Source organism: Acidovorax sp. HMWF029 (assembly GCF_003060895.1).
Lineage (GTDB): Bacteria > Pseudomonadota > Gammaproteobacteria > Burkholderiales > Burkholderiaceae_C > Acidovorax.
Window position 1 is genome coordinate 1 of record NZ_QAIH01000302.1, and the last position, 1,564, is coordinate 1,564.

1 protein-coding gene and 1 pseudogene are annotated in these 1,564 nt (G+C 67.4%); one reads left to right on the forward strand and one right to left on the reverse strand.

Annotated features, from left to right (window positions below; all coding sequences use genetic code 11):
- Positions 1–63 precede the first annotated feature (63 nt).
- The gene (locus DBR12_RS20405; RefSeq protein ID WP_108618899.1) at positions 64–1,107 is read left to right on the forward strand and encodes an AI-2E family transporter; all 1,044 of its coding nucleotides are present in this window, start codon (positions 64–66) and stop codon (positions 1,105–1,107) included.
- A gap of 90 nt (positions 1,108–1,197) precedes the next feature.
- Here DBR12_RS20405 and DBR12_RS20410 read toward each other — a convergent pair.
- A pseudogene (locus DBR12_RS20410) lies at positions 1,198–1,564 on the reverse strand (phospholipase); the annotation flags it as partial.

The window sequence follows — 1,564 nt, forward strand, 5'->3', positions numbered from 1 at the left end:
GCAGAGGTGACCCCGCCCGTTCCCGTGGACGGGGTCACCTCTGCTGCGGACTTTGACGCGGCCATGCCTGTGCGCCCCACCACCCGGGGCATCGTGATTGCCAGCTATTTGCTGATGGCGGGCGTGCTGTTGCTGGTGATGTGGCGCGGCCTGCTGCCTGGCCTGCTGTGCGTGTGCCTGGGCTTTTTGCTCACCCGGGCGCTCACCCGGTGGTTCGGCGCCCTGGCCGCGCGTGCGATGCGCCAGCCTGCGGCAACACCCCGCACCCTTCATCTGGCCCAGGTCGCCGCTGCCGCGCTGGTGATGCTGCTGCCCCTGGTGCTGCTGGCCGTGGGGCTGACGCATTCGCGCGGCTACCTGGTGACCGCGCCCCACCAGTACCAGGAACTGCTCAACTACATGGCGCGCACGGTGCTGGAGCTGCGCCTGAAACTGCCGCCCGACATGGCCAGCCACCTGCCCGACGGAGCCGCCGAATTGCAGCGCGTGATTGCCAACTACCTGGGCGCCAAGGCGGGCGCGCTGGCCATGGCCGGGCGCGCGTGGCTGGCCGGGGTGCTGTTTGCCTATGTGGGGCTGCTGATCGGCGCCCTGGCCGCCGTGCGCCCCCTGGGCAGCGCCCTGGGCCCGCTGGCTGACCAGTTGCGGCTGCGCATCACCCTGTTCGGCGAGGCTTTCCGCCAGATCGTGGCGGCGCAGTTCTGGATCGCGGCGTTCAACACCCTGCTCACTGCCCTGTTCCTGCTGTTCGTGCTGCCGCTGTGGGACATGGAACTGCCCTACACCCCGGTGCTGATCACCTTCACCTTCGTCGCCGGGCTGGTGCCCATTGTGGGCAACCTGGTGTGCAACGTGGTTCTCACCATCGTGGGGCTGTCGGTGTCGCCGCTGGCCGCTGCCGCCTGCCTGGGCTTTCTGATCCTGATCCACAAGGCCGAATACGTGATCAACGCCAAGGTGGTGGGCCGCCGCACGCAGATGGGCGTGTGGGAGCTTTTGAGCGTGATGTTCGTGGCCGAGGCCGTGTTTGGCCCCGCCGGGCTGGTGGCAGCACCGCTGTTTTATGCCTACCTCAAGAAGGAACTGGTGGCGGCGCGGCTGGTGTAGCGGGACATTGGCGGTGCCTCCAGCACTTCAAACACTATTAATTTAATAGCTGTTTGCGCTTGATGGATAAGCGCTAGAGCCTATTTTTATTCATTTTTTGGCAAACTGCCGCGCCACAAAGGCCCACACCAGGGCCGACGCATCTGGGCCCGCCGGGTCGCTGAACGGCAACTGCGCCACCCCACCGCTCCAGGCGTGGGCCAGTCCCACCACTTCGCGCAGCGCCACCACCGTGCGGCCCCGGGTTTTGAATTCGGTCACCCGCATGGCATGGCGCTGGCCTCTCTGCAGCGTGCGCAAGGCCCCGGCGCGCGCACCCAGCGCGTCCGCCCACAGCAAGGCAGTGGCCGCCGCGTTGCGCACCGAGACCACGCCATCGGCATCACCATGCAGCACCAGCAAGGGTGGTAGCGGCAGCGCAGACGGGACAGCGCCCTGGTCAACAGAGCCCGCCACG